The following is a 23,828-nucleotide window of genomic DNA, read 5'->3' on the forward strand; positions in this document are numbered from 1 at the left end:
TCGTTCTACCTCAGTTTCAGGGTGGCAAGGCCGAACAGCACGAGAATCACGGTGATGATCCAGAAGCGGACGATCACCCGAGGCTCGGGCCAACCCTTGAGTTCAAAGTGGTGGTGGATCGGTGCCATGCGAAATACACGCTTGCCGGTCAACTTGAAGGAGGCCACCTGGATCACTACCGACAGGGTCTCCATCACGAACACACCGCCCATGATGAACAGCACGATTTCCTGGCGCACGATCACCGCGATGGTGCCCAGTGCCGCGCCCAGCGCCAGCGCGCCGACGTCGCCCATGAACACCTGCGCCGGGTAGGTGTTGAACCACAGGAAGCCCAGGCCCGCGCCGATCAGCGCGCCGCAGAACACGATCAGCTCGCCGGCACCGGGCACGTAGGGGATCAGCAGGTATTCGGCAAACTTCACGTTACCCGACAGGTAGCAGAAGATGCCCAGCGCGCCACCGACCATCACGGTTGGCATGATCGCCAGGCCATCGAGGCCGTCGGTCAGGTTGACCGCGTTGCTCGAGCCGACGATGACGAAATAGGTCAGCACCACGAAGCCAACGCCCAGCGGGATGGTGACATCCTTGAGCATCGGCACGATCAGGGTGGTTTCCACGCTGGTCGGTGCAGTCATGTACAGGAAGATTGCCGCGCCCAGGCCGAACACCGATTGCCAGAAGTACTTCCAGCGGCTTGGCAGCCCGCGCGAGTTCTTTTCGATCACCTTGCGGTAGTCGTCCACCCAACCCACTGCGCCGAACAGCAGGGTGACGATCAGCACCACCCACACATAGCGGTTGCTCAGGTCGGCCCACAGCAGCGTGCTCACGCCAATGGCCGAGAGGATCAGCGCACCGCCCATGGTCGGGGTGCCGGACTTGGACAGGTGCGATTGCGGGCCGTCATTGCGCACGGCTTGACCGATCTGGCGAATCTGCAGGGTACGGATCATCCAGGGGCCCAGCCACAGGGCCAGCGACAACGCGGTCAGCACACCCAGAATCCCGCGCAGGGTCAGGTACTGAAAGACCGCGAAGCCTTTGTAGAACTGTTGCAGATACTCAGCCAGCAGCAGCAGCATTAATGTTTCTCCCCGCTGGAACCGCACAAGGCCGCCACGACGTTTTCCATCGCAGCGCTGCGCGAACCCTTGATCAAAATAGTGGTGTTGGTGGCCTGCTCAACGCGAACGGCGTCGATCAGGTCAGCTTGAGTAGCGAAATGATGGGCATCTTTGCCAAACGCCTTGACGGCATGGGCCATCATGGGGCCCACGGCGTAGAGTGCCGCTACCTTGCCTCTGGCGTACTCGCCTACCTGGCGGTGTCCTTCTTCGGCCCACTGGCCCAACTCGCCGATATCCCCGAGCACCAGGACGGTGCGGCCGGAAAAGCCGGCGAGTATATCAACGGCAGCGCACATGGAGGTGGGGTTTGCGTTGTAACTGTCATCGATCACGCGCGCACCGCCGGGCGCGATCTGCACCACCGTGCGGCCCTTGACCGGTTGCACGGCGTTCAGGCCGGCGACAATACCGTCCAGCGTCAGACCAAAGGCCTGCGCCGCAGCCGCTGCCGCCAGGGCATTGCTGACGTTGTGAGTGCCCAGCAGGTTGAGCTGGACGCGGGCGTTGCCCAACGGGCAGCGCAGCTCGAAGCCTGGGCAGCCGCGTTCATCGTGGCTGATATCGGCGGCATGGAAGTCGGCGCGGCTGTCGGCCAGGGCAAAGGTGACCACGCGATGGGCACCGGCGCGCTGCTTCCAGGTGCCGAACGCCTTGTCATCAAGGTTCAATACGGCCACGCCATCCTGAACCAGACCCTCGAGGATCTCGCCCTTGGCTTCGACGATTTTCTCCGGCCCGCCGAACTCGCCCACATGCGCGGTGCCGGCGTTGTTGATCAGTACCACCTGGGGCTTGGTCAGGCCCACGGTGTACGCGATTTCACCCAGGCGCGACGCCCCCAGCTCGACGACCGCGGCAGTATGTTCCGGGCCGATCTCGAGCAGGGTCAGCGGTGCACCGAGGTCGTTGTTCAGGTTGCCGCGGGTGGCCAGTACCGGGCCGCGGGTGCGCAGGATGCTGGCGAGCATCTCCTTGACCGTGGTCTTGCCGCTGGAGCCGGTGATGGCAGCGACCGGCCGGGTGAACCCGGCACGGTTGAGCGCGCCCAGCTGGCCCAGGGCCAAGCGGCAGTCGGCCACGACCAGTTGCGCCAGCGTGGTGTTGGGCACTTCGCGCTCGACCAGCGCGGCGACGGCACCTTTGGCGGCGACCTCGTTCAGGTAATCATGGCCATCGAAGCGCGGCCCGGCCAGCGCGACGAACAGTTGACCGGCGACAATCGCGCGGCTGTCGATGCTGACACCGGTGAAGGTCGCGTCGGCGCCGTGCACGCGCCCTTGCAGCGGCGCTGCCAGCTGGCTCAGCGAAAGCGGCTCAAGCATGTTCGGCCTCCCAGGCGGCCAGGGCTTTCTCGGCCTCGACCAGGTCGGAGAAGTCATGGCGCTGGCCATTGATCTCCTGGTAATCCTCGTGACCCTTGCCTGCCAGCACGATGACATCGTCGGCCTTGGCGCTGGCGATCAGGTGGGCAATGGCCTGGCCACGACCGGCGATGAACTCGACGCTTTGATTGCGCACGAAGCCCGGGCGAATGTCGGCGAAGATCTGCTGCGGGTCTTCGCTGCGCGGGTTGTCGTCGGTGACCAGCACGCGGTCGGCCAGGCGCTCGGCCACTTCAGCCATCAGCGGGCGCTTGCCGCGATCACGGTCACCGCCACAGCCGAACAGGCACTGCAGTTGGCCGCGGGCGTGCGGGCGCAGGGCTTCGAGTACTTTTTCCAGGGCGTCTGGGGTGTGGGCATAATCCACCACCACCAGCGGCTTGCGGCCGCCGCCCAGGCGTTGCATGCGGCCTACCGGGCCTTCGAGCTGCGCGGTGACTTTCAGAATATCGTCCAGCGGGTAATCCATCGCCATCAGCGTGCCGACCGCAGCCAGCAGATTGCTCAGGTTGAAGCGGCCGAGCAGGCGGCTGCGCAGCATGTGCTCGCCCTGTGCGGTGACCAGCACGGCCCGCACGCCATCGTCGTCGAAGCGCGCGTCGCGGCAATACAGCGAGGCGTCAGGGTTGCTCAGGCTGTAGCTGGTCAGGCGCGACTCGCCGCCTTCAGCCGCCAGCTCACGACCGAACGCGTCGTCGAGGTTGACCACACGGCAGCGCAGGTTCGGCCAGCTGAACAGGCGCGCCTTGGCGGCCTGATAGGCCTGCATGCTGCCGTGGTAGTCCAGGTGGTCGCGCGACAGGTTGGTCATCACCACGATGTCGAACGCCAGCGCCGCCACGCGGCCCTGCTCCAGCGCATGGGACGACACTTCCATGGCCACGGCCTTGGCCCCGGCCTTTTTCAGGTCGTTGAGGGTCGCCTGCACCGCGATCGGGTCGGGAGTGGTCAGGCGGCCGCTCTGCAGCGAACCATAGAACCCGGTACCCAGCGTGCCGATCAGGCCGCAGTGCTGGCCCAGCAGGTCCAGCGCCTGCGCCACCAACTGGGTCACGCTGGTCTTGCCGTTGGTGCCGGTCACGCCGATCAGTTCGAGCTGGCGGCTCGGCTCGCCATAGAAGCGCCCGGCGATATCGGACAGCTGGGCGATCAGGCCCTTGACCGGGATCAGCGGCACGTCGGTGATCGGCAGCACGGTGGCACCGTTCACTTCATAGGCCACCGCCGCCGCGCCGCGCTTGAGCGCGTCGGCAATGTGCTCACGACCGTCCACGCGCGCACCCGGCACCGCCAGGAACAGGTCTCCGGCACGCACGCTGCGGCTGTCCAGGGTCAGCTCGCGGATCAACGGGTCGTTGCTGCCGCTCAGGGCAAACAGCTTACTCAATGGCATCGTCATCAACCGCGCCCTCCCTTGGCGGGGGCAGCATCGGCCTGCTGCGCTGGAGTGGGTGCCGGCAGGTTGTCTGGCGGCACATTCATGAGACGCAGGGTGCCGGACATGACCTTGCTGAAGACCGGCGCGGACACCAGGCCACCGAAGTAGCCGCCCTTGCTCGGCTCGTCGATCACCACGACGATGGCGTAACGCGGGTCGCTCATCGGCCCGAAGCCGGTGAACAGCGAACGGTAGGCGTTTTCGGTGTAGCCCTTGGAGCCCACGGTCGCCTTGCGCGCGGTACCACTCTTGCCGCCGACGTGGTACGACGGCACCTGGGCACGGAACACGCCACGCGGGGCTTCGATCACCTGCTGCAGCATGGCCTGGATGGTTTCGGCGGTTTCCTTGGGCACCACTTGCGTCGATTCGGGTTCCTTGTCGACCTTCAGAATGCTCAGTGGCACCATCTTGCCGTCGTTGGCCAGGGCCGCGTAGGCATGCACCAGCTGCAACGCGGTCACCGACAGGCCGTAACCGTACGACAGGGTCGCGGTCTCGGCCTTGCGCCACTCGCGGTGGTTGGGCAGGTTGCCCACGCGCTCGCCCGGGAAGCCCAGGCCGGTGTACTGGCCCAGGCCCAGCTGCGACATCACGCGGTAGATCGACTCGCCACCGATATCGAAGGCGATCTTGCTCATGCCCACGTTACTGGAGTTGATCAGGATGCCGGTCAGGTCGAGGATCGGGCCCTCGCTCTTGGACACGTCGCGAATGGTGTAGCGCCCCAACTGCAAGGTACCCGGGTACACCTCGACCTTGTCGGTGGGCTTCCAGCGCCCGCTTTGCAGCGCAGCACTCATGGAGAACGGCTTGACCGTCGAGCCAGGCTCGAACACGTCGATGATCGCGCGGTTACGCATGGCAGCCGGGAACATGCTGCGACGGTTGTTGGGGTTGTAGGTCGGCTGGTTGACCATGGCCAGCACTTCGCCGGTCTTGACGTCCATGATCACCAGGCTGCCCGCCTTGGCTTCCTGCTCGGCAATCGCATTGCGCAGCTCGCGGGTGGCCAGGTATTGCAGACGCAGGTCGATGGACAACGCCAAGGTCTTTCCGGCCTTGGCGTTTTTGGTCACCTGGATGTCCTTGATCAGACGGCCTCGCCTGTCCTTGATCACCTGACGCTTGCCGGGCACCCCGGCCAGCCACTCGTCATAGGCCAGCTCCACGCCCTCGCGGCCATGGTCGTCCAGGTCGGTGAAGCCGACCATGTGCGCGGCCACGTCGCCGGCCGGGTAGAAGCGGCGGAACTCTTCGATGCCGTACACACCCGGCACCTTGAGGTCGAGCACGACCTGACCCTGCTCCGGGGTCAGGCCCCGCACCAGGTAGATGAATTCCTTGTTGGCCTGCTGCTCGAGACGCTCACTCAACTGCTGCGGGTTCTGCTTGAGCGCAGCGGCCAGGGCCGGCCAGCGGTCCTTGGCGGCCTGCATTTCCTTGGGGTTGGCCCACAGGGTGGTGACCGGCGTACTCACCGCCAGCGGCTCGCCATTGCGGTCAGTGATCAGGCCACGGTGCGCAGGAATCGGAATGTGGCGCAGGCTGCGGGCATCGCCCTGGCCCTTGAGGAAGTCGCGATCAACCACTTGCAGGTCGACGATGCGCCAGGCGATGGCGCCCACCATGATCGCCAGCAGGCCGATCACCACGCGGAACCGCCACGGGTAGAGCGCGCCCTCGAGTTTCATCATGGCGCCACCATCCGCACTTCGTCAGCGGCAGGAATGCGCATGTGCAACTGCTCGCTGGCCAGGTTCTCGATACGGCTGTGGGCGGTCCAGGTGCTCTGTTCCAGAATCAACCGGCCCCACTCGGCTTGCGCCTTGTCGCGCTCGCTGAGCTCGCCGTACAGGGTATTGAGCAACTGACGGTTCCAGTGCGCGCTGTACGACACGGCGATGGCCGAAACCAGCACGCCGACAAACAGCAGAAGCATCAGGAAGCTTCCGCCTGGCAAAGGCTTGGCGAAAAGCCTGCTCACCGCAGCTTCTCCGCCACACGCATGACCGCGCTACGCGAGCGCGGGTTGGCCTTGAGCTCGGCGTCGGAGGCAAACTGCGCCTTGCCGTGCACCTTGATCCTGGGGTCGAAGGGCGTGTGCTGCACCGGCAGGTTGCGCGGCAGGTTGTCGGCCTCGCCCTTGGCCAGCTTGCGCATGAACAGCTTGACGATGCGGTCTTCGAGCGAATGGAAGCTGATCACCACCAGCCGGCCGCCGACCTCGAGGGTATCGAGCGCCGCCTGGAGCCCGGCCTCAAGATCGCCCAGTTCGTTGTTGACGTGAATGCGCAGGCCCTGGAAGGCACGGGTGGCCGGGTTCTTGCCCTTTTCCCAGGCGGGGTTGGCGACCTTGAGCACTTCGGCAAGGTCGGCGGTACGCGTGAACGGCTGCTGCTCACGGCGCGCCACCACGGCGTTGGCCATGCGCCTGGCAAAACGCTCTTCACCGTATTCCTTGAACACGCGGGCGATTTCCTCGGCCGGTGCGCTGGCAATGAACTCGGCCGCGCTGACGCCGCGGCTCGGGTCCATGCGCATGTCCAGCGGGCCGTCGTTCATGAAACTGAAGCCACGCTCGGGGTCATCGAGCTGCGGCGACGACACGCCCAGGTCGAGCAGAATGCCATTGACCTTGCCGGCCAGGCCGCGCTCGGCGACTTCCTCGCCCAGCTCGGCAAAACTGCGCTGCACAATGACAAAGCGGCCGTCTTCGGCCGCCAGCGCTTGCCCGGTGGCAATCGCTTGAGGGTCCTTGTCGAACCCCAGCAGCCGGCCCTGCGGCCCGAGGTGCTGGAGAATCAACCGGCTGTGCCCGCCGCGACCGAAGGTGCCATCCAGATAGCAGCCATCGGCGCGTACGGCGAGAGCCTCGACGGCTTCGTCCAGCAGTACGGTGATGTGTTTAAAGCCGCTATCTATAGTCACAGGATCAAATCACGCAGTTCATCAGGCATCGCGCCCGGTTGTTGAATGGCCGCCAGGTCCGCTGCAGATACAGCGTTCCAGGCGTCCTCGTCCCACAGTTGGAATTTGTTCAGTTGCCCCACCAGCATCGCCCGCTTGTCGAGCCTGGCGTAGTCGCGCAAGCGCGGCGGCACCAGAAAACGCCCACTGCCGTCGAGCTCCAGATCCACCGCATTGCCGATCAGCAGGCGCTGCAGGCGACGGTTCTCTTCGCGTAACGACGGCAAGGCGCGCAGCTTGGCTTCGATCAGTTCCCATTCATCCAGCGGGTACACACACAAGCAGGGGTCAACCGCGTCGATCGTCACGATCAACTGCCCGGAACTGCGCGAATCGAGCTCGTCACGGTACCGGCTCGGCATGGCGAGACGACCCTTTGCGTCGAGGTTGATTGCGTTGGCTCCGCGAAACACGGCTGCACTTCCCTAAATGTTAGCTTTTTTGTGTCTGAAAACCCACTTCATGCCACTTTCCGCCACTTGCGCACACTATAGGAATCCGCCTACCACACCGTCAAGGCGCGCTTATAAGGAAAACCCTTACAGATCGGAGATTTAGCGCAACAAGACGACAAGAAGGGATAAATCGGAGGGGGTTTTGACGGGGAAACGCAAAAGCACTCAAACGGATAGCGTGCAAAGTTAAAGTGATTTATCAAGAGTAAGATTTTTTTGGTATTACCAAGACAGGTCTGCTATCGAATCAAGCAGGGAGGGAAAAGAGGTGGAGAGTCGATCTGTAAGCCGGGTTTTGTCGAGGACAGTCATTCCTCTACGACGGCCATCACTGGACGCCTCTAGCAACCTACCCGGCTCCAACGCGGGCCGCGCCATATGGAACCCTATTTGGTCTTGCTCCGAGTGGGGTTTACCTAGCCACGAACTGTTGCCAGTCGTGCGGTGCGCTCTTACCGCACCTTTTCACCCTTACCGGCACCGAAGCGCTTAGGCGGTTATTTTCTGTGGCACTTTCCGTAGGCTCGCGCCCCCCAGGCGTTACCTGGCACTCTGCCCTATGGAGCCCGGACTTTCCTCCCCCCTCTTTTGCGGAACAAAAGAAGGCAGCGACTGTCCAATCGACTCTCCGCCGCAAAGGTTAACGGCAGAGCGCCTGGAGAACAAGCGATAAAACAAACAATGCCATTATGACATCAGTGGCCTTTCTGTTTCTCCAGCGCGATTTGATACAAGACATTCTTGCGCACCCCGGTGATTTCCGCCGCCAGGGCTGCCGCCCGCTTGAGCGGCATTTCTGCCAGCAGCAGGTCCAGCACGCGCATCACTTCACTGCTGACCGCCTCGTCACTCTCCGGCGCCGCCCAGCCAGCCACCAGCACCACGCACTCGCCACGCTGCTGATTGCTGTCGGCCTCGACAAAAGCTCGCAACTGCGCCAATGGCAAGCCCTTGAGCGTCTCGAAGGTCTTGGTCAGTTCACGCGCCAGCAGCGCTGGCCGCTCGCCACCGAACACGCTTTCCATGTCTTGCAGGCACTCCAGAATGCGGTGCGGTGCTTCATAGAAGATCAGCGTGCGCGGCTCTTCCTTGACCTGACTCAGGCGTGCACGACGCCCCACTGCCTTGGCCGGAAGAAACCCCTCGAAGATGAAGCGGTCCGAAGGCAGGCCCGCCGCCGACAGCGCCGCGATCAACGCACAGGCCCCCGGCACCGGCACCACCTCGATACCTGCCGCGCGTGCCTGGCGTACCAGGTGGTAGCCCGGGTCGGAGATCAGCGGTGTGCCAGCATCGGAAATCAGCGCCACCGCATCACCGGCCAGCAGGCGGGTAATGAAGCGGCTGCCCTCCTCGCGCTCGTTGTGTTCGTGGCAGGCGGCCAATGGGGTGTTGATGCCGAAATGCTGCAGCAGACGGATGGAATGGCGGGTGTCTTCGGCTGCGATCAGCGCCGCTTCGCGCAGCACTTTCAGGGCCCGTGCACTCATGTCGTCCAGGTTGCCGATGGGTGTGGCCACCACATAAAGCTTGCCGGCAGTGGAATTGGAAGCACCTGAAGCATCGGTCACAGCACACACCTGTCGTAGAGATCAAAGCGCCATTGTAGCCCGTAAGACCGCAATAATGCGTTACCTGCGGCGGCGACACATGCGCCCGGCACGACCTATATTGAAGGATTCACGCCAGCAAGATCGCGCCCCGGCCAGCGCTTGGGTACAATTGCAGGTTAATTTGATCGAGTAACAGGATTTTTACATGATCGCTTGCCTGCGGCTGCTCTCAGCCCTCTGCCTCGCTGCCCTGCTGGCAGCCTGCGCCAGTTCGCCCTCGTCCAGCCTGGGCGAGCTGCCGCGCACACCCGACGCCAGCATCGAGCAACTGCTCGACCAGGCCGCCACCAGCAAGACGCCGGAAAAGGCTGCACTGCTGCGCCTGAGCGCTGCCGACCTGGCCTACCGCCAGAAAGACAACGCGCGCGCCTCGCGCATTCTCGAACAGGTGTCGATCGACACCCTCAAGCCGGCCCAACAGGTCTTCGCCAGCACCCTGAGCGCAGAACTGGCCATGAGCCGCAAGCAGCCCAAGGCTGCCGTGGCAGCCCTGAGCCACCCGAGCCTGGCACGCCTGGACGAACTGCCGGCCGATCAGCAGGTACGCACCCGCAACGTACATGCCGCCGCACTGGAAGCCGACGGCCAGCCCCTCGCCGCCGCCCAGCAACGCGTGGCCATGGCGCCACTGCTCAGCGGTACAAGCGCCAGCGCCAACAACGACGCCATCTGGACCCTGGTCGCCTCGCTGCCGACCGAGCAGTTGCAAGGCACCGGCACCGACACCCTGGCCGGCTGGACCAGCCTGGCCCTGGCCGTGAAAAGCGCCGGTACCCTGGAGCAGCAACAGGCCGCCATCGAAATCTGGCGCAGCCAGCACGCCGATCACCCTGCAGCCCAGCAACTGCCGCAGGCCCTGGTCAAACTCAAGGAGCTGGCCAGCCAGCCCCTGACCAGGATCGCCCTGCTGCTGCCCCAGGAAGGCAGCCTGGCAGGCGTCGCCCGTGCACTGCGCGACGGCTTCATGGCCGCACACTTCCAGGCCCAGCAGGCCGGCCAGAAACCACCGGCGATCGAAGTGTTCGACAGCTCCCGCCTGACCTCACTGGATGACTTCTACCGCAAGGCCCAGGCTTCCGGCGTGCAGCTGGTTGTCGGCCCGCTGGAGAAAAACCTGGTCAAACAGCTGAGCGCCTACCCGCAACTGCCGATCACCACCCTGGCCCTGAACTACAGCGATGCCGGCCAGACCGGCCCGGCGCAACTGTTCCAGTTCGGCCTGGCGGCAGAAGACGAAGCCCGCGAAGTCTCGCGCCGCGCCCACGCCGACGGCATGCGCCGCGCCGTGGCCATGGTGCCAAGTGGCGAATGGGGCGACCGTGTACTCAAGGCCTTCCGCCAGGACTGGGAAGCCAAGGGCGGCACCCTGATCGCCGCCGCCCACGTGACCCAGCCGGTGGCACTGGCCCAGCAGATCGCCGACCTGTTCCAGCTGCGCCAGAGCGAAGGCCGCGCCAAGAGCCTGCAGAACACCGTGGGCGGCAACGTTTCGTCCCAGCCGTCGCGCCGCCAGGACATCGACTTCATCTTCCTCGCCGCCACCCCCACGCAGGCACAGCAGATCAAGCCGACACTGAACTTCCAGTACGCAGGCGATGTGCCGGTGTATGCCATTTCCAGCGTGTACAGCGCCTCCGGCGACGTCAATGCCTACAACGACATGGCCGGCATCCGCTTCTGCGAAACACCCTGGTTGCTGGACAACGGCAACAGCCTGCGCCAGCAGGTCGTGCGCCAGTGGCCGCAAGCCGCCGGCAGCCTCGGCCGCCTGTACGCCATGGGCGCCGACGCCTACAGCCTGGCGCCACGCCTGGGCCAGCTCAAGGCACTGCCAGACAACCGCATCGAGGGCCTGTCCGGCAGCCTGAGCATGAACCCGAACCAGCGCATCGAGCGTCAATTGCCGTGGGCCGAGTTTGCCGGCGGTCAGGTCAAACGCCTGCCCGACACCCCGCGCTGATGCCCGACGGCTCTCGCCAGGCCGCCGGCAACGCGGCAGAACAGCAAGCCCTGCACTACCTTCAGGCGCAGGGCCTGCAGTTGCTGGCGCAGAACTGGCGATGCAAACGCGGCGAGCTTGATCTGGTCATGCTCGACGGCGATACAGTAGTATTCGTCGAAGTCCGTTACCGGCTGCATGCGGGCTTTGGCGGAGCACTGGCCAGTGTCGATAACCGCAAACAGCAAAAACTGGTGCTTGCTGCCCAGTATTTTCTGCAGAAGGAAACCCGCTGGGCCAATCAGCCCTGTCGTTTCGACGTGATTGCCCTGCAAGGCCGCGGCCATTCAGGCACACCACTGGACTGGCTGAAAAACGCCTTCGACAGTTGAACCCGCCCGCTTGATGCATGCGTTACCCACTCAACTTTTTTGCTCTTTGTTTCGCGGGCTGCACAGTCATGTGCCGCAAGGCCTTCAGGTTTTGCGACACGCCCGACCAGCCGCCCCACTTAAGGTCACACAGATGGACATGCAATCCCGAATTCGCCAGCTATTCCAGGCCAGCATCAACACCAAGCAACAGGCGATGGAAGTCCTTGCACCACACATCGAGCAAGCCAGTCAGGTGATGGTCAACGCACTGCTGACCGAGCGCAAGATTCTTGCCTGCGGCAACGGCGGCTCGGCCGGCGATGCCCAGCACTTCTCCTCCGAACTGCTCAACCGCTTCGAGCGCGAGCGCCCGAGCCTGCCGGCCATCGCACTGACCACCGACAGCTCGACGATCACCTCGATCGCCAACGACTACAGCTACAACGAGATCTTCTCCAAGCAGATCCGCGCCCTGGGCCAACCGGGCGATGTCCTGCTGGCCATTTCGACCAGCGGCAACTCGGCAAACATTATTCAGGCGATCCAGGCCGCACATGATCGCGAAATGATTGTCGTAGCTCTGACCGGACGCGATGGCGGCGGCATGGCGTCGCTGCTGCTACCCGAGGATGTCGAGATTCGCGTACCGGCCAATGTCACCGCACGTATCCAGGAAGTCCACCTGCTGGCGATCCACTGCCTTTGCGACTTGATCGACAGCCAATTGTTCGGGAGTGAAGAATGACCCCTAATCGCCTCGGCCTGATGGCCCTGACCCTGTGCCTGAGCCTCACCGGCTGCAGCTCGGTGATCACCGCCAGCCGTGAAAAACCGATCGAGGACGATCGGGGCACCCGCACCTTTGGCAGCAAGATCGACGATTCGCTGATCGAGACCAAGGTTGCCGTCAACATTGCCAAGGCCAGCCCTGACCTGGACAGCAACTCGCATATCGTCGTGACCAGCTTCAACGGTATCGTGCTGCTGGCCGGGCAGACCCCGCGCGCCGACCTCAAGAGCCTGGCCGAACAGACCGCCGGGCAGGTTCAGCGGGTCAAGCGCGTGCACAACGAACTGCAGGTGCTGCAGCCCTCCTCGCTGCTGGCGCGCAACAACGACGCCTGGCTGACCACCAAGATCAAGACCCAGATGCTGGCGGACAACAGCATCCCCGGCTCGCGGATCAAGGTCGTGACCGAGAACGGCATCGTCTACCTGCTGGGCCTGCTGACTCAGCAGGAAGCCAACCAGGCCACCAGCCTGGTACAGGGCGTGTCTGGCGTGCAGAAGATCGTGAAGCTGTTCGAGTACATCGACTGACCTCACCCCCCTTCGCTGCCAAGCCAGCGAAGGGCCACAAAAAAGGCGACCCTGAGGTCGCCTTTTTTCATTTCACCACTTTCAGACTCGGCCTGCCGCTGGGGCGCGGTGGCTGGCCGCCCGCAGGCGGGCCATCGTCATCAGGCTCCACACCCTCTTCTTCAAGCTCGTCATCCTCCATCAGCGGCGGCTCGAGCTCGAACACCATGCCCTGGCCATTCTCACGGGCATAGATGCCCAGAATCGCGCCGGCCGGCACATACAGCGTGTGGGCTACCCCACCGAAACGCCCCTCGAAGCTCACGGCCTCGTTGTCCATGTGCAAATGCCGCACGGCATTGGGCGAAACGTTCAAAACGATCTGGCCATCACTGGCAAACCCTTGTGGCACCTGCACCGCAGGGTACTCGGCATTGACCAGCATGTGCGGCGTGCAATCGTTGTCCACGATCCATTCATACAAAGCACGCACCAGATACGGACGACTGGAGTTCATCAACAGCTCCTTAAAACCTAACGCATATCACGTTCAGCAGCGGACAGACTTGCCTGGAAGGCTTCTCGGGCAAACTGGCGCTCCATATAGTCAAGCAACGGCTTGGCAGGCCGCGGCAATTCGATACCCAATACCGGCAAACGCCACAGTATGGGCAATAGACAACAATCAACCAGACTTTGCTCCTCACTGAGGAAACAAGGCTTGTCGGCGAACAGCGGCGAGACCCCGGTAAGGCTCTCGCGCAGCTCCTTGCGCGCCTGCACACGGGCAGCTTCCTTGCTGCGCGGATCGAGAATCAGGTCAACCAGCGAACACCAGTCACGCTGGATACGGTGAATCAGCAGACGACTGTTGGCCCGCGCTACCGGGTACACCGGCAACAGGGGCGGATGCGGATAACGCTCGTCGAGGTATTCCATCACGACCGTCGATTCATACAGCGCCAGGTCACGGTCCACCAGAGTCGGTACGCTGCCATACGGATTGGCCTCCAGCAGCTTGGGCGGCTGGCGCCCGGCTTCGACACTGATGATCTCGACGCTGACACCTTTCTCGGCGAGAACGATGCGCACCCGATGAGAATAATGATCAGCGGGGTCGGAGTAGCAGGCTAACCGATTGGTCACGCCCATGGGGGTCCTCCTCGCGTGTTGAAATTATGAAATTACAAATGCAAACGCGCCCTGAAGGCCCCTTCATGTCGCGAAGAGGCCCCAGGGCGCGCGTTAAACTACCAGAAATTACGCTGTGATCAGTGCACGTCCTTCCAGTATTCGCGCTTGAGCAGGTAGGCGAACACAAAGAAGAAGGCCAGGTACAGCAACACGTAAGTACCGATGCGTTGGCTTTCGAGCTTGACCGGGTTGGCCGAATACGCCAGGAAGGTCACCAGGTTCTTGACCTTCTCGTCGAACTGCTCGTCCGTCAGGGTACCGGATTTCGGCACGATGGTCAGCTGGTCACAGGCCTCATGGGTCAAGGGGGTGCCGGTCAGCGGGTCGAACTGCTTCTTGCCCTCGACCACGGTCTGCACCTGCTTGCAACCGACCACCTGACGCCCCTGCAGGCCTGCCAGGACGTTTGGCATGCCCACGTTGGGGAAGACCTTGTTATTCACACCCCATGGCCGTGAAGGGTCCTCGTAGAAGGCGCGCAGGTAACTGTACAACCAGTCGTTGCCGCGTACCCGTGCCACCAGGGTCAGGTCGGGCGGCGCAGCGCCGAACCAGGCCTTGGCATCATTGGGTTGCATGCCGATGTTCATGTGATCGCCAATCTTGGCACCGGTGAACACCAACTTCTCGAGCATCAGCTCGTGGGGAATGCCCAGGTCATCGGCCACGCGCTCGTAACGCTGGAACTTGGCGCTATGGCAACCCATGCAATAGTTGGCAAAGGTACGGGCACCGTCCTGCATGGCAGCCTTGTCGGACAGGTCGATGTCGACCTTGTCCAGCTCCAGGCCGTGCTCGGCGGCAAAGGTCAACGCAGGCATCACTGCCAGGATCAATACTGCAAATAGCTTTTTCATCAGCCAGTCACCCTTTCCGGAACCGGTTTGGTCTTCTCGAGCCTGGTGTAGAACGGCATCAGAATGAAGTAGGCGAAATACAGGAAGGTACATACCTGCGACAGCAACGTGCGGCCCGGGGTTGGCGCCAGCACGCCGAGCACACCCAGGATCACGAAGGAAATGCAGAACACCCAGAGCCAGACCTTGCTCATCCAGCCCTTGTAGCGCATCGACTTGACCGGGCTACGGTCAAGCCAGGGCAGTACGAACAGCACCGCAATGGCTGCCCCCATGGCGATGACGCCAAGCAGCTTGTCGGGGACCGCACGCAGGATCGCGTAGAACGGCGTGAAGTACCACACCGGCGCGATGTGCTCGGGGGTCTTGAAGGCGTTGGCCTGTTCGAAGTTGGGTTTTTCCAGGAAGTAGCCGCCCATTTCCGGGAAGAAGAACACAATCAGACAGAACACGAACAGGAACACGACCACGCCGACGATGTCCTTGACGGTGTAGTACGGGTGGAACGGAATGCCGTCCAGCGGAATGCCGTTTTCGTCTTTTTTCTTCTTGATGTCGACACCATCGGGGTTGTTCGACCCCACTTCGTGCAACGCCAGAATGTGCAGCACCACCAGGCCCAGGATCACGATCGGCAGCGCAACCACGTGCAGGGCAAAGAAGCGGTTCAGGGTAATACCCGAGATCAGGTAGTCGCCACGGATCCACTGGGTAAGGTCGTCACCGATCAGCGGGATGGCACCGAACAGCGAAATGATCACCTGGGCACCCCAGTACGACATCTGACCCCAGGGCAGCAGGTAGCCCATGAAGGCCTCGGCCATCAGCGCCAGGTAGATCAGCATACCGAACAGCCACACCAGCTCACGCGGCTTCTGGTAGGAGCCGTACAGCAGCCCGCGGAACATGTGCAGGTAGACCACGACGAAGAACGCCGACGCACCGGTAGAGTGCAGGTAGCGCAGGATCCAGCCGTATTGCACATCACGCATGATGCCTTCGACCGAGGCGAACGCCTCTTCGGCCGACGGCGTGAAACTCATGGTCAGCCACACACCGGTCACGATCTGGTTGACCAGTACCAGCAGGGCCAGGGAGCCGAAGAAATAGAAGAAGTTGAAGTTCTTCGGTGCGTAGTACTTGCTCAGGTGGTCTTCCCACATCTTGGTGGCGGGGAAGCGGGCGTCAACCCAATCCATGAACTTACTCATCACGCGTTCTCCTGATCGACGCCGACGACAATGATGTCATCCGACTCGTACGAGTGCGGCGGCACTGGCAGATTGAGCGGCGCCGGCTGGGACTTGTAGACGCGGCCGGCGAGGTCGTAGTGGGAACCGTGGCACGGACAGAAATAGCCCCCCACCCACTTGGGGCCCAGGTCGACGGGCGCGACTTCGGGACGGAAGGTCGGCGAGCAGCCCAAATGGGTACACAGGCCCACCAGCACGAGGATTTCCGGCTTGATCGAGCGGTTCGACGGGTCGACGTATGTCGGCTGGACCGAGGCCTTGGATTCAGGATCGGAGAGGTCACCGGTGATCTTCTTCAGGTTGCCCAGGATCTCTTCGGTGCGGCGGACGATGAACACAGGCTGGCCGCGCCACTCGGCAATCATCTGCTGACCTGGCTCCACCTTGGCGATGTTGACCTTGACCGGTGCACCGGCAGCTTTCGCCTTGGCACTGGGAAACCATGACCCTACGAACGGGACCGCAGCCCCCACCGCTCCTGCAGCACCCACCACGGACGTGGCTGCTACAAGGAAGCGACGCCGGCCTGCATTGACGCCGTCATTGCTCATTCAGTCCTCTCCCATCAGCTTTGTGGCCTGTTGCAACAGGCATCTACTAAGTAAATTTCGAACTGCTAAAAATTTGCCGCATGGTAATGAAAAGACCCATCTAACACAAGGTTATTACCTGGCCTAAAGCCTGTATCCCTTATAGCACTTGACCTGCATCTATGCGGCAAGTTGTCACACAGCCCGTGCGCCCCCTTTATTCAAGACATAAAAAAAGCCCGGTTCCACCAGGAACCGGGCTTTTTTTGAACGCCGAAGCGAATTAACGCTTGGAGTACTGAGGACGCTTACGTGCTTTACGCAGGCCCACTTTCTTACGCTCGACTTCACGGGCGTCACGGGTAACGAAGCCAGCTTTGCGCAGAGCGCCACGCAGGGTTTCGTCGTACTGCATCAGTGCACGGGTGATACCGTGACGGATGGCGCCCGCTTGACCGCTGACACCACCACCGATGACGGTGACGTAGATGTCGAACTTCTCGGTGGTTTCAGTGAGTTCCAGCGGCTGGCGAACGACCATGCGCGCGGTTTCACGACCGAAGAAGGTCTCGAGGGTGCGGTTGTTGATGGAGATGCTGCCAGTACCCGGACGCAGGAAAACGCGTGCGGTTGCAGTCTTGCGACGGCCAGTGCCGTAATTTTGAGTCGCCGACATAATGAACTATTCCGTTAAATCTTCAGTTCTTGGGGCTGCTGAGCAGTATGAGGGTGTACAGCGCCCGCATAGACTTTCAGCTTACGGTACATGTCGCGACCCAGCGGGTTTTTCGGCAGCATGCCTTTTACCGCGGTCTCGATCACGCGCTCAGGCGCTTTGGCAATCAACTTCTCGAAGTTGATTTCCTTGATGCCGCCCGGGAAACCGGAGTGGGAGTAGTACATTTTGTCCGAAGTCTTGGCACCAGTGACACGTACCTGCTCGGCATTGATCACGACGATGTAGTCGCCGGTGTCAACGTGAGGGGTGTATTCTGGCTTGTGCTTGCCACGCAGACGGCTCGCGATCTCGGTGGCCAGACGACCCAGGGTCTTGCCAGCAGCGTCAACGACGAACCAGTCGCGTTTTACTGTTTCGGGTTTAGCAGTAAAAGTTTTCATTCTTTATAGCCTCAGGGGCCGTCCCGCAATTTTAAGACGGCAGATCTTACTGAATAGTGCGTACTTTGACAAGGTCAAAGGCAGCCGGATACGGACGCTATCGGGGGCTCGGGTCAGCACGTCCAATACTCGGCAAGATTCTTCGGCGGCGGGGCATCACTTCCACTGCTGAGAGAGGTGCAGAATTATCCAGATTGCAGAAAAAATATCAACCTGCTTTTATGCTTCTTTTGCCGTGGAGATCGACATGGAGTATCGCCAGCTGGGTCGCACCGACCTCAACGTGAGCGCATTGTGCCTGGGTAGCATGACCTGGGGCGAGCAGAACGACCAGGCCGAGGGCTTCGCCCAGATCGAACGGGCCAAGGCGGCCGGGGTCAATTTCATCGATACCGCGGAGATGTACCCGGTGCCACCGCGCCCGGAAACCTACTCGGCCACCGAGCAGATCATCGGCAACTGGTTCGCCCGGCGCGGCGACCGCGCCGACTGGATCCTGGCCAGCAAGGTGGCAGGCCCCGGCAACGGCATCAGCCACATTCGCGACGGCCAGCTCAAGCACAACCGCCAGCACATCGTTGCGGCCCTGGACGCCAGCCTCAAGCGCCTGCAGACCGACTGGATCGACCTGTACCAGTTGCACTGGCCCGAGCGCAGCACCAACTTCTTCGGCAAGCTGGGCTACCAGCACCTGCCCCAGGATCACTTCACCCCGCTGGAAGAAACCCTCGAAGTGCTCGACGAGCAGGTCAAGGCCGGCAAGATCCGCCATATCGGCCTGTCCAACGAAACGCCGTGGGGCACCATGAAGTTCCTGCAACTGGCCGAGAGCCGCGGCTGGTCGCGTGCGGTGTCGATCCAGAACCCGTACAACCTGCTCAATCGCAGCTTCGAAGTGGGCCTGGCGGAAATCGCCATCCGCGAGCAATGCGGCCTGCTGGCCTATTCGCCACTGGCGTTCGGCATGCTGTCGGGCAAGTACGAGAACGGCGCGCGCCCGCAAACAGGCCGCCTGACCCTGTTCAACCGCTTCTCGCGCTACTCCAACCCGCAGACCGTCGCCGCCTGCAGCCGCTACGTGGCGCTGGCCCGTGAGCACGGCCTGGACCCGGCGCAGATGGCACTGGCGTTCGTCACCCAGCAGCCGTTCGTGACCAGCAACATCATTGGCGCCACCTCGCTTGCGCAACTGGACAGCAACCTGGCCAGTGCCGAACTCAGGCTCGGTGACGAACTGCTGGCGGCCATCGAGGCCATTCATCAGGACCAGCCCAACCCTGCCCCGTAAAGCGCTGCAACGGTTCCCGCGCCCGGCGCGGGAACCGAGGGTAGACACAATCGCCAAAAAATAAGACGATCCAGCCGGTGATTGACCACTCTACCCTATAAGAATAACGACAATGATGTTTACCCAACCTACCGCATCACTGCGGCGCGTCAGCATCCTGGCTATCGACAAGGTCTTCGCATCGACCCTGATGCAGGCCAAGGACTTCTTTCACCTGGCCAGCCTGCGCTACGGCAAGCAGCTGGGCCTGGGCCTGAAACCGATGTTCGAAACCCGCCTGGTGAGCCCCGACGGCCTGCCAGTGCAGAGTTTCAGCGATGTGCAGATCCCCGTGGACAGCGGCCTTGAACAAGCCGATGTGATCATCCTGCCGGCCTTCTGGGACGACTTCGACGCCCTGTGCCAGCGCTACCCTCAGGTACTGCCGTGGCTGCGTGAGCAGCATGCACGGGGTGCGGTGCTGTGCGGCGAGGCCAGCGGGGTGTTCTGGCTGGCCGAGGCCGGCCTGCTCGACGGCAAGGAGGCGACCACCTACTGGCGCTTCTTCAGCCAGTTCGCCGAGCGCTTCCCGCAGGTGACGCTGAACCAGGACAAGCACCTCACCGACGCCGACAACCTGTACTGCGCCGGCGGTACCACCTCGGCGTGCGATCTGTACATCTACCTGATCGAACGTTTCTGCGGTGCCAATGTGGCGCAGGCGGTGGCCCGCGACATTCTTTACGAGGTGCAGCGCAACTACACGCCGGGGCGCATGGGCTTTGGCGGGCAGAAGCTGCATCAGGACCTGATCATCCTGCAGATCCAGCAATGGCTGGAAGAGCACTTCGCCGACAAGTTCCGCTTCGAGGATGTGGCGCGCAACCATGGCATGAGCATCCGCAACTTCATGCGCAGGTTCCAGAGTGCAACCGGCGACAAGCCGTTGCACTACCTGCAGCGCTTGCGCATCGAGACGGCGAAGGGGTTGTTGTCGGGGACGCGCAAGAGCATCAAGACCATCAGCTACGAGGTGGGCTATGACGATGCGAGCTTCTTTGCGCGGCTGTTCAGGCAGCACACCGAGTTGTCGCCCAACCAGTATCGGCAGCAGTTCATGCAGGAGGCCTGAGGGCCTGTCGCGGCTCAAGCCCGCTCCCACAGGTTCGCTGCAGACCTGTGCGGGAGCGGGCTTGACCCGCGATAGCAGCGACGCGATTTAAGGCTTGTGCGCCCGCGCCAGGAACTCGTGGGACTGCATCTCCAGCAACCGGCTCAGGGTACGCTGGAACTCGAAACTCAGGCGCCCGCCGGTGTACAGGTCCTTGAGCTCGACTTCCGCCGAGATGATCAGCTTGACGTTGCGGTCGTAGAATTCGTCGACCATGTTGATGAAGCGCCGCGCCAGGTCGTCGGTGGCCACGCCCATCTGCTCCACGCCGCTGAGCAGCACCGCATGGAAGATCTTGCCCAGCTCGATATAGTCGTTCTGGCTGCGCGGCCCGTCGCACAGCTCGCGGAAGTCGAACCAGGCCACGTCGTCGCAGGTACGCAACGCACGGATCTCGCGGTTCTCGATCATCAGCACGTCGTTTTCCACCGCTTGGGTGCACTCAGGCGTCAGCGCACGGAAACTCTTGCGCAGGCTTTCGTGGGCGGCTTCATCGAGCGGGAAGTGGAACAGTTCGGCCTGCTCCAGGTGACGCAAACGGTAGTCCACGCCGCTGTCGACGTTGACGATGTCGGTGTTCTGCTTGATCAGCGCGATCGCCGGCAGGAAACGCGCCCGCTGCAGGCCGTCCTTGTACAGGCCGTCCGGCACGATGTTGGAGGTGGCCACCAGGGTCACGCCGTTCTTGAACAGCTCCTCCATCAGGGTGCCGAGAATCATCGCGTCGGTAATGTCGGAGACGAAGAACTCATCGAAACAGATCACCCGCGCCTCGTCGGAAAACCGCTTGGCGATGAGGGTCAGCGGGTTCTTCTCGCCCTTGAGGGTCTTCATTTCCTCGTGCACACGCTTCATGAAGCGGTGGAAGTGCGTACGCACCTTCTGCTCGAACGGCAGGGCCTCATAGAACGTATCGACCAGGTAGGTCTTGCCCCGGCCTACGCCGCCCCAGAAGTACAGGCCCTTGACGGGCGCCTGCTCTTTCTTGCCGAACAGCTTGCCGAATACGCCGGGCTTGCTGTTCTGCGCCGCGACCAGATCGTCGTACAGGCGCTGCAAGTGGCGCACCGCTGTTTCCTGCGCCGCGTCATGGAAGAAATCGGGACGTTTCAGATCTGCTTGATATCGTTCTAAGGGCGTCATAATTCGTTAGCAAGGCAACAAAAGCGGGCCGTCACTGTAGCGACGGCCCCGGGTAATGGCAATCAGACTTGCGATTGACCGGTTAGTCCTGCTGGGGCTGCAAGGCCACGCGCAGGCTCTGGATGGCGGCGTCGCGCGCAGCGCCATCAGCGAACTGCGGGCCGTCGGCCACGCACTCGCCGTCCAGCCACAGGCTGAAGCCCAGGCCTTCGTCGCGTACATCCAGCGCCTGGCCCGACTGCAACTGCTTGCTCACAGCGCCCGCAGCCTTGCCGTCGGCAAACGTGCGCGACAACAGCAACTGCTCGCCGTCTGCCGACAGCAGGCGGAAGCGAAAGCTGCCGTCCTCTTCACGGAAACTGACGAAGCGAGCCGCCTTGGCCGCCTTTTTCTTCACTTCAGGACCAGCCTGCACGATGCTGCGGAACGAGCGCAGGCCCACGGCCTCGCGCAGTTGCTCGAGGAACGGCGTGGCAATTGCACGCGCCTTCTGCGCGCCGGCGAGGAGGATGTCCTCCAGGTCGGCAGGGCGCGCGATCAACTGATGGTAATCCTCGCGCGGTTCGCTCAGCTGGCTGTCGAGCAGTTGGAACAGGCGCTGCTTGGCCTCGCCCCAACCCAGCCCTTGCAGCAGCTCGGCACGCAATTCCTCGGCCTGGGCCTGGCTGGCGAACGCCTGGAACAGGGTGAACAGATGCGAATTGTCCGGGTCCTTGGCTTCGCCCGGCGCGCGCGAGTCGGTGACGATGCGCGAAATGGCGTCCTTCATGTCCTTGGCGCTGGTGAACAACGGGATGGTGTTGTCGTAGCTCTTGGACATCTTGCGACCGTCCAGGCCCGGCAGAGTGGCGACGCTTTCCTCGATCAGCGCTTCGGGCATGGCGAAGAACGCCTTGCCCTGGCCGAACAGGTGGTTGAAGCGCTGGCCGATGTCGCGGGCCATTTCCACGTGCTGGATCTGGTCGCGGCCTACCGGCACCTTGTTGGCGTTGAACATCAGGATGTCGGCCGCCATCAGCACCGGGTAGCTGTACAGGCCCATGCTCACGCCGGCATCCGGGTCTTCACCGTTTTCGACGTTCTTGTCCACCGAGGCCTTGTAGGCGTGCGCCCGGTTGAGCAGGCCCTTGGCCGCGACACAGGTCAGCAGCCAGGTCAGCTCGGGGATCTCGGGGATATCGGACTGGCGATAGAAGGTCACGCGCTCCGGGTCCAGGCCACCGGCCAGCCAGGTGGCGGCGATTTCCAGGCGCGAGCGCTGGATGCGCTGCGGGTCATCGCACTTGATCAGCGCATGGTAGTCGGCCAGAAAGTAGAACGAGTCGACACCGGGCTCGCGGCTGGCAAGGATCGCCGGGCGGATGGCGCCGGCGTAGTTGCCAAGGTGTGGCGTGCCCGTGGTGGTGATACCGGTAAGGATACGAGTGGTCATGGCTAATCGCTTATCAGGCTTGTATCAGTTCGAAAGGCGCGGCAGCACCAGATCCTTGAGATCGGTCAGCTTGCCGTGAAAAAAGTGCCCGCATTCTGCCACTTTCAGCAGCTCGTGGGGGCGCGGCAGTGCGCCAGACCAGTCGTAGACGATCTGCGGGTCGATCACTTCATCGGTTTCGGGCTGGATCACGCTCAGTTCGCAGGCTTGCGGCACTTGATCGTCGTCCGTCAGGCGCATCACCGCCGGAGCGACCATGAACAGGTGCTTGAGGCTCACGCCCCTGGCCTCCAACCGACCGCCGAGGCTGGCCGCGACAAAGCCGCCGAAGGAGAAGCCCATCAGGGTCATCGGCCATTCGGGATGTTTTTCGCGCAACCACTGGGCGACAGCCTGGGCGTCGTCGACTTCGCCACTGCCCATGTCATGGCTGCCGCCACTGGCGCCCACGCCGCGGTAGTTGAAGCGCAGGGTGATGTAGCCGGCATCGCGCGCGGTGCGCTGCAGCATCGAGACCACCTTGTTGGTCATGGTCCCACCCTGCACCGGGTTGAGGTGGCACAGCAGGACGACGCCGCGCGGGCTGTCGACCTCCAGGTACAGGGCTTCCAGTTGGCCAACCGGGCCATCGATGAATACGGGGGTTTCGCGGATAAGCAAGGATGAACTCCGTGACCTCTGGAGGGGTCGACTCGTCTAGCTGATGATTCTGTCTGAGATATTTGCGATCGCTCGCGGTATACAGCGCAGGTCCGAGCCGTTAACGTAAAGCAAAGCCGTTTATAGAGGAAGGACTCGTGGAACTCTCGCTCTTAGTTTGGTTGTTGCCGACCCTGGCCCTGGTCGTGGGTGTCGTCGCTGGTTTCCTGGTCGCCCGCCTCTTGCCCAATGCAGCCCCGAGCAGCACGCAGCGGCAGCTGGACGATATCCAGGAACGTTTTGACAGTTATCAGAGTGAAGTGGTGACCCACTTCAACAGCACTGCCGCGCTGGTCAAGAAGCTCACCCAGAGCTACCAGGAAGTGCAGGACCACCTGGCCGAAGGTGCCAACCGCCTGGCGCTGGACGAGCAGACCCGTCAGCGCTTGCTGGCTGCGCTGCATTCAGAGGTTCAGGGCCCACGCGATCGCCTGACCCCGCCCAAAGACACCGAAGTGCCCCGCGACTACGCGCCCAAGGCGCCGAACACGCCGGGCATGCTGGACGAGCATTACGGGCTCAAGCGCTGAGCGCAGCGACAAGGCCGGCAAGATCGACAA

Annotated in this window: 25 protein-coding genes and 1 other RNA gene; 7 read left to right on the plus strand and 19 right to left on the minus strand. The window is 62.5% G+C overall.

The genetic code is table 11. The annotated features are described in order from the left end of the window. Positions 1 to 5 precede the first annotated feature (5 nt). The 9 genes from mraY to rsmI form a co-directional block, all read right to left on the minus strand. On the minus strand, positions 6 to 1,088 hold the full coding sequence (mraY, locus tag KUO17_RS03115) for a phospho-N-acetylmuramoyl-pentapeptide-transferase (protein WP_217973569.1): 1,083 nt from the start codon (positions 1,086 to 1,088) through the stop codon (positions 6 to 8). Then, a complete protein-coding gene (locus KUO17_RS03120) occupies positions 1,088 to 2,455 on the minus strand; it encodes a UDP-N-acetylmuramoyl-tripeptide--D-alanyl-D-alanine ligase (protein ID WP_217973570.1) in 1,368 nt (455 codons plus the stop codon). The genes mraY and KUO17_RS03120 overlap by 1 nt, the downstream gene beginning before the upstream one ends. Then, positions 2,448 to 3,914 carry a UDP-N-acetylmuramoyl-L-alanyl-D-glutamate--2,6-diaminopimelate ligase gene (locus KUO17_RS03125; protein WP_217973571.1) on the minus strand — a complete coding sequence of 489 codons (1,467 nt, stop codon included), beginning with the start codon at positions 3,912 to 3,914 and terminating at the stop codon, positions 2,448 to 2,450. The genes KUO17_RS03120 and KUO17_RS03125 overlap by 8 nt, the downstream gene beginning before the upstream one ends. Further along, complete coding sequence (locus KUO17_RS03130) at positions 3,914 to 5,647, minus strand: peptidoglycan D,D-transpeptidase FtsI family protein (RefSeq protein ID WP_217973591.1); 1,734 nt, start codon at positions 5,645 to 5,647, stop codon at positions 3,914 to 3,916. Before KUO17_RS03130 ends, KUO17_RS03125 begins: the two co-directional genes overlap by 1 nt. Further along, on the minus strand, positions 5,647 to 5,940 hold the full coding sequence (gene ftsL, locus KUO17_RS03135) for a cell division protein FtsL (protein ID WP_217973572.1): 294 nt from the start codon (positions 5,938 to 5,940) through the stop codon (positions 5,647 to 5,649). Before ftsL ends, KUO17_RS03130 begins: the two co-directional genes overlap by 1 nt. Beyond that, complete coding sequence (gene rsmH, locus KUO17_RS03140; protein WP_425274821.1) at positions 5,937 to 6,884, minus strand: 16S rRNA (cytosine(1402)-N(4))-methyltransferase RsmH; 948 nt, start codon at positions 6,882 to 6,884, stop codon at positions 5,937 to 5,939. The genes ftsL and rsmH overlap by 4 nt, the downstream gene beginning before the upstream one ends. Beyond that, positions 6,881 to 7,336 carry a division/cell wall cluster transcriptional repressor MraZ gene (mraZ, locus tag KUO17_RS03145; RefSeq protein WP_217973573.1) on the minus strand — a complete coding sequence of 152 codons (456 nt, stop codon included), beginning with the start codon at positions 7,334 to 7,336 and terminating at the stop codon, positions 6,881 to 6,883. The genes rsmH and mraZ overlap by 4 nt, the downstream gene beginning before the upstream one ends. Positions 7,337 to 7,646: 310 nt before the next feature. After that, positions 7,647 to 8,006: RNase P RNA component class A (rnpB, locus tag KUO17_RS03150), an RNA gene on the minus strand. 67 nt (positions 8,007 to 8,073) lie between these two features. Beyond that, positions 8,074 to 8,949 (minus strand): 16S rRNA (cytidine(1402)-2'-O)-methyltransferase, encoded by an 876-nt coding sequence (rsmI, locus tag KUO17_RS03155; protein ID WP_341869579.1) that lies wholly within the window; start codon positions 8,947 to 8,949, stop codon positions 8,074 to 8,076. A gap of 187 nt (positions 8,950 to 9,136) precedes the next feature. On the opposite strand from rsmI, the gene KUO17_RS03160 reads away from it, so the two are divergent. The 4 genes from KUO17_RS03160 to KUO17_RS03175 all read left to right on the plus strand — a co-directional run bounded on the left by KUO17_RS03160 (position 9,137) and on the right by KUO17_RS03175 (position 12,624). Then, positions 9,137 to 10,951: a penicillin-binding protein activator gene (locus tag KUO17_RS03160; RefSeq protein WP_217973575.1), complete on the plus strand. Its 1,815-nt coding sequence runs from the start codon at positions 9,137 to 9,139 to the stop codon at positions 10,949 to 10,951. After that, positions 10,951 to 11,322, plus strand: a complete 372-nt coding sequence (locus tag KUO17_RS03165) for a YraN family protein (RefSeq protein WP_217973576.1) — start codon at positions 10,951 to 10,953, stop codon at positions 11,320 to 11,322. Before KUO17_RS03160 ends, KUO17_RS03165 begins: the two co-directional genes overlap by 1 nt. A 133-nt stretch (positions 11,323 to 11,455) precedes the next feature. Continuing rightward, a complete protein-coding gene (locus KUO17_RS03170; protein ID WP_163972395.1) occupies positions 11,456 to 12,049 on the plus strand; it encodes a phosphoheptose isomerase in 594 nt (197 codons plus the stop codon). Continuing rightward, positions 12,046 to 12,624 carry a BON domain-containing protein gene (locus tag KUO17_RS03175; RefSeq protein ID WP_217973577.1) on the plus strand — a complete coding sequence of 193 codons (579 nt, stop codon included), beginning with the start codon at positions 12,046 to 12,048 and terminating at the stop codon, positions 12,622 to 12,624. The genes KUO17_RS03170 and KUO17_RS03175 overlap by 4 nt, the downstream gene beginning before the upstream one ends. A gap of 67 nt (positions 12,625 to 12,691) precedes the next feature. On the opposite strand, the gene KUO17_RS03180 is transcribed toward KUO17_RS03175, so the two are convergent. From KUO17_RS03180 to rplM, 7 genes are all read right to left on the minus strand, one after another. Continuing rightward, the gene (locus KUO17_RS03180) at positions 12,692 to 13,120 is read right to left on the minus strand and encodes a ClpXP protease specificity-enhancing factor (RefSeq protein ID WP_217973578.1); all 429 of its coding nucleotides are present in this window, start codon (positions 13,118 to 13,120) and stop codon (positions 12,692 to 12,694) included. Between the two features lie 17 nt (positions 13,121 to 13,137). Continuing rightward, complete coding sequence (locus KUO17_RS03185) at positions 13,138 to 13,755, minus strand: glutathione S-transferase N-terminal domain-containing protein (protein ID WP_163943518.1); 618 nt, start codon at positions 13,753 to 13,755, stop codon at positions 13,138 to 13,140. Between the two features lie 119 nt (positions 13,756 to 13,874). Then, positions 13,875 to 14,654: a cytochrome c1 gene (locus KUO17_RS03190; RefSeq protein ID WP_217973579.1), complete on the minus strand. Its 780-nt coding sequence runs from the start codon at positions 14,652 to 14,654 to the stop codon at positions 13,875 to 13,877. Continuing rightward, entirely contained in the window at positions 14,654 to 15,865 is a 1,212-nt protein-coding gene (locus KUO17_RS03195; protein WP_217973580.1) for a cytochrome b, read from the minus strand. Before KUO17_RS03195 ends, KUO17_RS03190 begins: the two co-directional genes overlap by 1 nt. Continuing rightward, the gene (petA, locus tag KUO17_RS03200) at positions 15,865 to 16,458 is read right to left on the minus strand and encodes a ubiquinol-cytochrome c reductase iron-sulfur subunit (RefSeq protein ID WP_010220763.1); all 594 of its coding nucleotides are present in this window, start codon (positions 16,456 to 16,458) and stop codon (positions 15,865 to 15,867) included. Before petA ends, KUO17_RS03195 begins: the two co-directional genes overlap by 1 nt. 262 nt (positions 16,459 to 16,720) lie before the next feature. Then, positions 16,721 to 17,113: a 30S ribosomal protein S9 gene (gene rpsI, locus KUO17_RS03205; RefSeq protein ID WP_163943526.1), complete on the minus strand. Its 393-nt coding sequence runs from the start codon at positions 17,111 to 17,113 to the stop codon at positions 16,721 to 16,723. 14 nt (positions 17,114 to 17,127) lie between these two features. Continuing rightward, a complete protein-coding gene (gene rplM / locus KUO17_RS03210; protein WP_043862045.1) occupies positions 17,128 to 17,556 on the minus strand; it encodes a 50S ribosomal protein L13 in 429 nt (142 codons plus the stop codon). 247 nt (positions 17,557 to 17,803) lie between these two features. Here rplM and KUO17_RS03215 point away from each other — a divergent pair, with 247 nt between their 5' ends. After that, positions 17,804 to 18,844 (plus strand): NADP(H)-dependent aldo-keto reductase, encoded by a 1,041-nt coding sequence (locus tag KUO17_RS03215; RefSeq protein WP_217973581.1) that lies wholly within the window; start codon positions 17,804 to 17,806, stop codon positions 18,842 to 18,844. Between the two features lie 214 nt (positions 18,845 to 19,058). Then, positions 19,059 to 19,955, plus strand: coding sequence for a GlxA family transcriptional regulator (locus tag KUO17_RS03220; RefSeq protein WP_217973593.1), 897 nt, complete (start codon positions 19,059 to 19,061; stop codon positions 19,953 to 19,955). Between the two features lie 87 nt (positions 19,956 to 20,042). Here KUO17_RS03220 and zapE read toward each other — a convergent pair whose 3' ends face one another. The 3 genes from zapE to KUO17_RS03235 form a co-directional block, all read right to left on the minus strand. Then, positions 20,043 to 21,137, minus strand: coding sequence for a cell division protein ZapE (gene zapE / locus KUO17_RS03225; protein WP_217973582.1), 1,095 nt, complete (start codon positions 21,135 to 21,137; stop codon positions 20,043 to 20,045). Between the two features lie 82 nt (positions 21,138 to 21,219). After that, positions 21,220 to 22,569: a tryptophan--tRNA ligase gene (locus KUO17_RS03230; protein ID WP_217973583.1), complete on the minus strand. Its 1,350-nt coding sequence runs from the start codon at positions 22,567 to 22,569 to the stop codon at positions 21,220 to 21,222. A gap of 24 nt (positions 22,570 to 22,593) precedes the next feature. Further along, positions 22,594 to 23,229, minus strand: coding sequence for an alpha/beta hydrolase (locus tag KUO17_RS03235; protein WP_217973584.1), 636 nt, complete (start codon positions 23,227 to 23,229; stop codon positions 22,594 to 22,596). A 137-nt stretch (positions 23,230 to 23,366) separates the two neighbouring features. Here KUO17_RS03235 and KUO17_RS03240 point away from each other — a divergent pair, with 137 nt between their 5' ends. Further along, complete coding sequence (locus KUO17_RS03240) at positions 23,367 to 23,798, plus strand: Z-ring associated ZapG family protein (RefSeq protein ID WP_217973585.1); 432 nt, start codon at positions 23,367 to 23,369, stop codon at positions 23,796 to 23,798. The last annotated feature ends 30 nt before the right edge of the window (positions 23,799 to 23,828 follow it).

This window comes from Pseudomonas aegrilactucae, from assembly GCF_019168305.1.
GTDB classification, from domain to species: domain Bacteria; phylum Pseudomonadota; class Gammaproteobacteria; order Pseudomonadales; family Pseudomonadaceae; genus Aquipseudomonas; species Aquipseudomonas aegrilactucae.

Coding starts and splice junctions, on each gene's coding strand:
- rplM (WP_043862045.1), bottom strand. CDS start 17,556: ATGAAAACTTTTACTGCTAAACCCGAAACAGTAAAACGCGACTGGTTC.
- KUO17_RS03170 (WP_163972395.1), top strand. CDS start 11,456: ATGGACATGCAATCCCGAATTCGCCAGCTATTCCAGGCCAGCATCAAC.
- mraY (WP_217973569.1), bottom strand. CDS start 1,088: ATGCTGCTGCTGCTGGCTGAGTATCTGCAACAGTTCTACAAAGGCTTC.
- KUO17_RS03215 (WP_217973581.1), top strand. CDS start 17,804: ATGGAGTATCGCCAGCTGGGTCGCACCGACCTCAACGTGAGCGCATTG.
- KUO17_RS03165 (WP_217973576.1), top strand. CDS start 10,951: ATGCCCGACGGCTCTCGCCAGGCCGCCGGCAACGCGGCAGAACAGCAA.
- zapE (WP_217973582.1), bottom strand. CDS start 21,137: ATGACGCCCTTAGAACGATATCAAGCAGATCTGAAACGTCCCGATTTC.
- KUO17_RS03230 (WP_217973583.1), bottom strand. CDS start 22,569: ATGACCACTCGTATCCTTACCGGTATCACCACCACGGGCACGCCACAC.
- KUO17_RS03160 (WP_217973575.1), top strand. CDS start 9,137: ATGATCGCTTGCCTGCGGCTGCTCTCAGCCCTCTGCCTCGCTGCCCTG.
- KUO17_RS03185 (WP_163943518.1), bottom strand. CDS start 13,755: ATGGGCGTGACCAATCGGTTAGCCTGCTACTCCGACCCCGCTGATCAT.
- KUO17_RS03195 (WP_217973580.1), bottom strand. CDS start 15,865: ATGAGTAAGTTCATGGATTGGGTTGACGCCCGCTTCCCCGCCACCAAG.
- KUO17_RS03180 (WP_217973578.1), bottom strand. CDS start 13,120: ATGAACTCCAGTCGTCCGTATCTGGTGCGTGCTTTGTATGAATGGATC.
- KUO17_RS03190 (WP_217973579.1), bottom strand. CDS start 14,654: ATGAAAAAGCTATTTGCAGTATTGATCCTGGCAGTGATGCCTGCGTTG.
- rpsI (WP_163943526.1), bottom strand. CDS start 17,113: ATGTCGGCGACTCAAAATTACGGCACTGGCCGTCGCAAGACTGCAACC.
- KUO17_RS03175 (WP_217973577.1), top strand. CDS start 12,046: ATGACCCCTAATCGCCTCGGCCTGATGGCCCTGACCCTGTGCCTGAGC.
- KUO17_RS03125 (WP_217973571.1), bottom strand. CDS start 3,914: ATGACGATGCCATTGAGTAAGCTGTTTGCCCTGAGCGGCAGCAACGAC.
- petA (WP_010220763.1), bottom strand. CDS start 16,458: ATGAGCAATGACGGCGTCAATGCAGGCCGGCGTCGCTTCCTTGTAGCA.
- KUO17_RS03130 (WP_217973591.1), bottom strand. CDS start 5,647: ATGAAACTCGAGGGCGCGCTCTACCCGTGGCGGTTCCGCGTGGTGATC.
- KUO17_RS03120 (WP_217973570.1), bottom strand. CDS start 2,455: ATGCTTGAGCCGCTTTCGCTGAGCCAGCTGGCAGCGCCGCTGCAAGGG.